We start from the raw sequence: 7019 nt of genomic DNA, 5'->3' as shown, positions 1-7019 counted from the left end.
TGCTCGGCTGTCAGCGTGCTGGCCGGCTGAGCATGAGAATCCGGGGGCATAGGCAGGAGGTTAGTGTCTGAGACATGCCACCAAGTATGTCATAGATCGGTATATCTAAAAGCGGAAATCGCCTTAGCCAAGGCTTTTGGCGTCTTCGATGCTGCAGGTTGGGGCCGGCATTGTCGTTGTTCGCAGTGACTCCCAGGAAAACAGCATCAAGTCAACTTGGCCCTGCGGGCTATGTGGTTCGGCGATGGCGGTCAATCGCTATCTCATCTTCTCGCTAGGATCGGCAGGAACCCAACAGCCATGAAACCCAGGCGGGACGGCGTTTGGCAGCTCAATCGTTGCTTGGATCGCCAGATCCTCCGCGCGCAGCACCAAGAGATCCGAGCGCCGCTCAGCACCGCGATAGACCAGGCTCAGCAGCCAGTCCTCCTGATCCGGACGCGTCGCGGTTGGGATGGGCTCTCCCGGTAGATCGGCGCCAAGATCCTGCTGGATTAGCTCGCCGGTCTGCATATCGAAGCGCTGCACTGCGCTGAAAAATGGGAGCCGGCGACCGACTGGCGTGCCGATACCATAGATCTGCCGCCGCTCGGCGCCGAGTCGACCCGGATTGACGGTTGGCAGCTCGAAGCCGACCTCCTCGCTGCAGGGACTGAGCGAGCAGCGATTAGCTGCGGGATCGATCTGAAGACGCTCCAGTCGCGGCAGCCCACCGGTCTGCTCAACCTCGCGAAAAAAGCCATCGACATCACCCAGGGCCGGAAAGCTTGGATAACGGATCACGTGCAGATCAAGACCGCCGTCATCGCGATCGCTGGCCGCGGCGATGTGGAAGACGAAGCCTGGCACCCCATCGATCAGCTGCGTCGGTCCGCCTGCGCGCGGTATGAGCAAGGCCTGCATCGGCCGCTCTGTATTGAGCTTCAGCGACGCCGCTGGACTCTTGAGCCCGAGCAGCGCGCGCGGGATATCGAAATCGGCAAACGGCAGCAGCACACAGATCCAGCGGGCGGTCACGGCGATATCGTGCACGAAGCTGAAGCGATCGAGCTGATGGACCTCGGGGGTTGCCATCATCCCTCGGGCATCGACCCGGTACAGTAGCAGCCGGCTCGGATGCCCAAGCACCAACCCAAAGTTGATCAGCTCGCCGGACTCGGCATCGAGCTGCGGATGCGCGGAGAAGGGCAGCAGCGGCGTGCTCCAGCGTGAAAGCGGATCGAACCGATTGCGTAACAGGCCGGCAAAATCCTCTTCACCCAGGGTCGCCAGCGTTACCGGGTCCAGGCGATGCGGCGCGCCACCTTCCCAGAGCGCCAGCAGCCGCCGACCCTGCCAGATCACATTGGTATTAGCGGCGTTCTTGAAGCGCAGCCTGAGACCGTTGGCCAGGAGCCCACCCGGTTTCTGCGTACCGAAGCCACGCCAGAGCATGCGTCCGGCGCCCTCCTCTGCGCAAAAAGCCTGAGTGCGAACGAAGCGATTAGTGTAGCGCACGCGCCCATGCACGAATTCGAAGCGACAAACATGGCCATCACCGTCGAAGGCGTGACCATAGGGCACACCGCCGCGCTCGAAGTGTCCCGGCCCGTTGCGATAGAGCACGCCATTCAACGCAGGGGGTAAGGTCCCCGAGACGCTCAGCTCGATATCGGTATACTCGCGCTCCACCGGCGTCATTGCCTCCGCCAGTATCTTCAGCATCTCAGCCCGATGGATGGTCATGAGGGATCTCGAGTTCTTGAAAACAGAGCGAGCACAACGGGCCACCCAGCGACTGTCACAGGTGGCGCTCTGGGGCTGTGTGTTGGTCGTCGCCTACCTGGCCTTACTGCCGAGCGCCGATCCGATTAGCGCTTCCTGGGATAAGGCCAATCACCTGTTGGCCTTCACGGTGATGGCTTGGCTGGCCGATCTCGGCTGGCCAGCGAAGCAGCAAGCCCCGCTGCGTTGGGGCCTGCTGCTCGGCTACGGCTTGCTGATTGAGGCCGTGCAGCACTTCCTGCCGCTGCGGCAGTTCTCGTTGCTTGATTGGGTTGCCGACGGCATGGGTATCCTGATCTACCTTGGCCTAAAAGCCAGCTGGCAACGCTACCAGTAAATTGAAGATAGCCTATCCAGCTTCCATCCCTTCAACCCGCTGGAAGCCCCGCGGCAACAAGGCACCTCGGCGCCCACGCTCGGCCTGATAACCCGCGATATCAGCCGGCTTCAGCGTCAGCTGACGCTTGCCGCTGAGGATGCTCAGGCTCGCTTCAGGCGGCAAGGTGCAGAGCGCCGCGACCACCTCCTCACGCGCTTTCACGCGAGCGCTTGGGATGCCGATCAGCTTATTGCCCTTGCCGCGCGTCAGTTCGGGCAGCTCTGCGGCGGAAAAGACCAACAGATGACCGGCGGTCGTCGCGATCGCGACCTGCGCATCCGGAGCGTTCGCCAATGCCACCGGCGGCAGGACCCGAGCGCCCTCGGGCAACGTCAACACCGCCTTGCCCCCACGCGGCTTGGCGATCAAGGCCTCCAGCGTGCAGATAAAGCCATAACCTGCATCCGAGGCCAGCAATAAGCGCTGGGCCGGGTCGCCGCCGAGCAGCGCGATGAAGCTCGCCCCTGTCGGCGGATCGAGCCGCCCGGTCAAGGGTTCACCCTGACCGCGCGCCGAGGGCAGCGAGTGCGACGGCAGCGAATAGCTGCGCCCGGTGCTGTCCAGGAACACCGCCGGCTGATTGCTGCGCAGCCGAGCCGCCGCCAGGAACCGATCCCCGGCCTTATAGGAGAGGCTGGCGCCATCGATCTCGTGGCCCTTGCCCTGACGCACCCAGCCCTTCTCCGAGAGCACCACGGTGACCGGCTCGCTCGGTGCCAGCTCGGCCTCGTTCAGTGCTGCGGCCAGCGGCCGCTCGGTCAGCGGCGAGCGGCGCTCATCGCCATACTGCTTGGCATCTTGCTTGATCTCGTCGATGATCAGATCGCGCAGCTTGGTCTCGTCACCGAGGGTTGCCTGGATGCCATCGCGCTCTTTGGCCAGCGCGTCCTGCTCGGCGCGGATCTTCATCTCCTCGAGGCGCGCGAGCTGGCGCAGCCGGGTGTTGAGCACATAATCGGCCTGCACTTCGGTGAGGGTGAAGCGCGCCATCAGTACCGGCTTGGGCTCGTCCTCGCTGCGGATGATGTGGATCACCTCGTCGATGTTCAGAAACGCGATCAGCAGCCCGTCGAGCAGGTGCAGCCGCTCGAGCACCTTGTCGAGCCGATGCTGCAGGCGGCGGCGCACCGTGCTGCGCCGATAGCTCAGCCATTCGGCCAGGATCTCGCGCAGGTTCATCACCCGTGGCCGGCCATTGAGCGCGATCAGGTTCATGTTGACCCGATAACCGCGCTCCAGATCAGTCGTCGCGAACAGGTGCGACATCAGCCGCGCGACGTCGATGCGGTTCGAGCGCGGCACCAGCACCAGCCGGGTCGGGCACTCGTGATCCGATTCATCGCGCAGATCCTCGAGCATCGGCAGCTTCTTCGCCTGCATCTGCGCGGCGATCTGCTCCATGATGCGACTGCCGGAGACCTGATAGGGCAGGGCGGTGATGATGATGTCGCCCTGCTCCAGCTCGTAGCAGGCGCGCTGCTTGACCGAGCCGTGGCCGGTCTCGTACATCCGGCGCAGCTCCGCCGGTGGCGTGATGATCTCGGCGGCGGTCGGAAAATCCGGGCCGGGGATGTGCCGCATCAGGGCATCCAGCTCGGCATTCGGATGCTTGAGCAGATGGATGCAGGCGCGGGCGACCTCGCGCAGATTGTGCGAGGGGATGTCGGTGGCCATGCCGACCGCAATGCCGCTGGTGCCATTCAGCAACAGGTTCGGCAGCCGCGCCGGCAGGGTCTTGGGCTCTTCCAGGGTGCCATCGAAGTTCGGCTGCCAGTCGACCGTGCCCTGGGCGACCTCGGCGAGCAGCACATCGGCATAGGGCGTGAGACGCGACTCGGTGTAGCGCATCGCCGCGAACGATTTGGGATCATCCGGCGAGCCCCAGTTGCCCTGGCCGTCGATCAGCGGATAGCGATAGCTGAACGATTGCGCCATCAGCACCATCGCCTCATAGCAGGCGCTGTCGCCGTGCGGATGGAACTTGCCGAGCACATCGCCGACGGTGCGCGCGGACTTCTTGAACTTGGCCGTCGCCGTCAGCCCGAGATCGGACATCGCATAGAGGATGCGCCGCTGCACCGGCTTGAGCCCGTCGCCGATGTGCGGCAAGGCCCGATCCAGGATCACGTACATCGAGTAATCCAGGTAGGCCTTCTCGCTGAACAGGTGCAGCGGCAGGCGCTCGAGGCCTTCGGGGCTGTAAAGTGGGTTATCGCTCATGCAATGACGGCAACGGGGTGGCGAAGGCTCATCAGTGCGCGATCGTCGCCACGCCATGGCCGAGCGAGGCGCTGACGATCATCGCCATGAGCGTGAGGACCACCCAGGTCATGGCGCCGGCGATCAGGTCATCGGCAATGATGCCGATACCGCCACGGAAGCGATTCTCGGCCCAGCTCACCGGCCAGGGCTTGTAGATGTCGAACAGGCGGAACAGCAGGAAGCCCATGATGATCCAGGCCAGGCTGACCACGGGGGCCGCCGCCATCGCGACCAGGAAACCGACCACCTCGTCCCAGACGATGGCCGAGGGATCATCCTCGCCGAGTTCGGCAGCGACCTTGCCGCAGGCCCAGACACCGACACCGATCATGGCGGCGACAGCGAGCAGGTAGACCAGACCCGGCAGGTTGGCGAGCAGCAGATAGATCGGGATCGCGACCAGCGTGCCCATGGTGCCCGGCGCCTTCGGCGAGAGACCGGCGCCGAAGCCATAGGCGATCAGGTGCTCGGGGCGGCTGGGCTGAAAGGTCGGACTCAGGGTCGCATCGGAGGTCGGGGGCGTGCTCATGGGTTATCTCCTCAAAGCAGGTTGGAAGGCTTAATTTTGTTGCGAGGCCTATGCAGCCGCGCATCGTCGATTATCCGGGATTATCTGGTCAGGGCGCATCAGGGTGCGAAGTGATCGTAGCCGAGGTGGTCACTGTGCCATTGATGGCCGTCGGCGGTCATCCAGCGCAGCCCTGGCTGTGCTTCGATCTCGCCGATCTGGGTCAGCGGACAGCCGGCGGCGGCCGCGAGCACCTTCAGCTCGCCGATGTGCGTGGGCGGCAGGGTGAAGCAGAGTTCGTAGTCATCACCGGCGGTGAGCGGCAGCGTCCAGTCGTGCTCGGCGGCGACCTCGCCGGCGACCTGATCGGCGAGCGGCAGCCGATCGAGTTCGATGCGCGCACCGCAGGCCGAGGCGCCGAGGATGTGACCCAGATCCGAGGCCAGCCCGTCGGAGAGGTCGATGGCGGCGCTGGCGACACCACGCAGCACCTCGCCGAGGGCCACGCGCGGCGTCGGGCGCTCAAGGCGCTGGCGCAGGTAGTCGCCGAGCGGCTCGCCGCGCTGCAGATGGCGCAGCGCGAGCCCAGCATCGCCGAGCGCGCCGCTGACGCAGACCAGATCGCCGGGCCGCGCACCGGAGCGGCGCAGCGCGTGACCTTGGGGCACCAGTCCATGCACCTGGACCGACATCGTCAGCGGCCCACGCGTGAGATCGCCGCCGACCAGGCGCACATCTTCCTGGCGAGCCAGCTCGGCGAAGCCGCGCGCGAAGGCCGCCAGCCAGGTCTCGTCGGGCGTCGGCAAGGTCAGTGCTAGCGTGGCCCAGGCCGGCTCGGCGCCGACTGCGGCCAGATCGCTGAGACCAACCGCGAGCGACTTGTGACCCAACCCCTCGGGGTCGGCCTCGGGCAGGAAATGCACGCCGGCGACGAGCGTATCGATGCTCAAGGCCAGCTCGCGATCGGCCGGCACCCGCAGCAGGGCGCAGTCGTCACCAACATCGAGCAGGACATCGTCGCGCGCCGCGCCGAGGCCGGTGAGGTGGCGCTGGATGAGGTCGAATTCGGACATCGCGAGGGTCCTGTTTTTGCTCTCGTGAAAATACGCCGGGCGCGGCTCGGCTCCGGCTAGGACGAACCCTTGGCCTTGCGGGCCAGCTCATCGGTGCGTGCCGAGCGCGCGACCCGATCCAGGACCGCGTTCACATAGCGATGGCCCTGCTCGGCACCGAACGCCTTGGCCAGCTCCACCGCCTCGTTGATGACGACCCGTACTGGCAGCTCGAGACTGTACAGCAGCTCGTAGGTGCCAATGCGCAGGATGCTGCGCTCGACCGGATCGAGACTCTGCAGCGAGCGGTCGAGGTTGCCGCGCAAGGCGTCGTCGATCTCGTCGGCCTTTTCCGGCACCCCGTGCAGCAGGCTACTGAAAAGCTGATGATCGTAGGGGCGGGCGCCGCTCGAGGTGGCCGTCGTACTCGACGGCTGATCGGACATGCCTTCGGCGAGCGCCTCCATCCAGGCCGGGTCATCGAAGAAATGGCCGGCAATCTCGGTCGGCGATTGGCCGCTCACCTGCCATTGATAGAGCGCGAGCACGGCGTAGCGACGGGCCTCGCTGCGGCGTCCGGCCATCTCAGGCGAGCCCGCGCAGCAGGTCGACCATCTCGATCGCCGAGAGCGCGGCCTCGGCGCCCTTGTTGCCGGCCTTGGTACCGGCGCGTTCGATGGCCTGCTCGATGGTGTCCACGGTGAGCACGCCGAAGGTCACCGGCAGCCCATGCTTGAGGCTGACCTGGGCCATGCCCTTGACGCATTCGCTGGCGACGTACTCGAAGTGCGGCGTGCCGCCGCGGATCACCGCGCCGAGGGCGATGATCGCATCATGGCCGCCCTTGGCCGCGAGGCGCTCGATCACCACCGGCATCTCGAAGGCGCCTGGCACGCGCACGATGCTCAAGTCCGCCTCCTCGGCGCCGTGGCGTTTGAGGGTGTCAATCGCGCCCTTTTCCAAGCTCTCGACGATGAAACTGTTCCAACGCGAGACCACCAGGCAGTAGCGCGCGTTGCCGGCGCGCAGGGCGCCTTCGTAGGTCTTGATCATC

7 protein-coding genes are annotated in these 7019 nt (G+C 65.4%); 1 reads left to right on the top strand and 6 read right to left on the bottom strand.

Annotated elements, in window-relative coordinates:
- Positions 1–258: 258 nt before the first annotated feature.
- Positions 259–1725: a carotenoid oxygenase family protein gene (locus CCR82_RS06965; RefSeq protein ID WP_201244675.1), complete on the bottom strand. Its 1467-nt coding sequence runs from the start codon at positions 1723–1725 to the stop codon at positions 259–261.
- On the opposite strand from CCR82_RS06965, the gene CCR82_RS06960 reads away from it, so the two are divergent.
- On the top strand, positions 1724–2101 hold the full coding sequence (locus CCR82_RS06960; RefSeq protein ID WP_201244674.1) for a VanZ family protein: 378 nt from the start codon (positions 1724–1726) through the stop codon (positions 2099–2101). The two genes, CCR82_RS06965 and CCR82_RS06960, sit on opposite strands and share 2 nt — an antisense overlap.
- Before the next feature lie 12 nt (positions 2102–2113).
- Here the strand turns inward: CCR82_RS06960 and parC are convergent, their stop codons facing one another.
- From parC to ribH, 5 genes are all read right to left on the bottom strand, one after another.
- On the bottom strand, positions 2114–4363 hold the full coding sequence (gene parC / locus CCR82_RS06955; RefSeq protein WP_201244673.1) for a DNA topoisomerase IV subunit A: 2250 nt from the start codon (positions 4361–4363) through the stop codon (positions 2114–2116).
- 31 nt (positions 4364–4394) lie between these two features.
- Positions 4395–4934 (bottom strand): phosphatidylglycerophosphatase A family protein, encoded by a 540-nt coding sequence (locus tag CCR82_RS06950; protein WP_201244672.1) that lies wholly within the window; start codon positions 4932–4934, stop codon positions 4395–4397.
- A gap of 98 nt (positions 4935–5032) precedes the next feature.
- On the bottom strand, positions 5033–5986 hold the full coding sequence (thiL, locus tag CCR82_RS06945) for a thiamine-phosphate kinase (protein WP_201244671.1): 954 nt from the start codon (positions 5984–5986) through the stop codon (positions 5033–5035).
- Between the two features lie 56 nt (positions 5987–6042).
- On the bottom strand, positions 6043–6549 hold the full coding sequence (nusB, locus tag CCR82_RS06940; RefSeq protein WP_201244670.1) for a transcription antitermination factor NusB: 507 nt from the start codon (positions 6547–6549) through the stop codon (positions 6043–6045).
- A gap of 1 nt (position 6550) precedes the next feature.
- Positions 6551–7018 (bottom strand): 6,7-dimethyl-8-ribityllumazine synthase, encoded by a 468-nt coding sequence (gene ribH, locus CCR82_RS06935; RefSeq protein WP_201244669.1) that lies wholly within the window; start codon positions 7016–7018, stop codon positions 6551–6553.
- Position 7019 lies beyond the last annotated feature (1 nt).

Origin of the sequence: Halochromatium salexigens (assembly GCF_016653295.1) — a bacterium.
Lineage (GTDB): Bacteria > Pseudomonadota > Gammaproteobacteria > Chromatiales > Chromatiaceae > Lamprobacter > Lamprobacter salexigens.
This window is presented reverse-complemented; position numbering and strand designations above follow the sequence as displayed.

Excerpts from the sequence above, each read along its gene's own strand:
- CCR82_RS06950 (WP_201244672.1), bottom strand. The coding sequence starts at position 4,934 with ATGAGCACGCCCCCGACCTCCGATGCGACCCTGAGTCCGACCTTTCAG.
- thiL (WP_201244671.1), bottom strand. The coding sequence starts at position 5,986 with ATGTCCGAATTCGACCTCATCCAGCGCCACCTCACCGGCCTCGGCGCG.
- CCR82_RS06965 (WP_201244675.1), bottom strand. The coding sequence starts at position 1,725 with ATGACCATCCATCGGGCTGAGATGCTGAAGATACTGGCGGAGGCAATG.
- CCR82_RS06960 (WP_201244674.1), top strand. The coding sequence starts at position 1,724 with ATGAGGGATCTCGAGTTCTTGAAAACAGAGCGAGCACAACGGGCCACC.
- ribH (WP_201244669.1), bottom strand. The coding sequence starts at position 7,018 with ATGATCAAGACCTACGAAGGCGCCCTGCGCGCCGGCAACGCGCGCTAC.
- parC (WP_201244673.1), bottom strand. The coding sequence starts at position 4,363 with ATGAGCGATAACCCACTTTACAGCCCCGAAGGCCTCGAGCGCCTGCCG.
- nusB (WP_201244670.1), bottom strand. The coding sequence starts at position 6,549 with ATGGCCGGACGCCGCAGCGAGGCCCGTCGCTACGCCGTGCTCGCGCTC.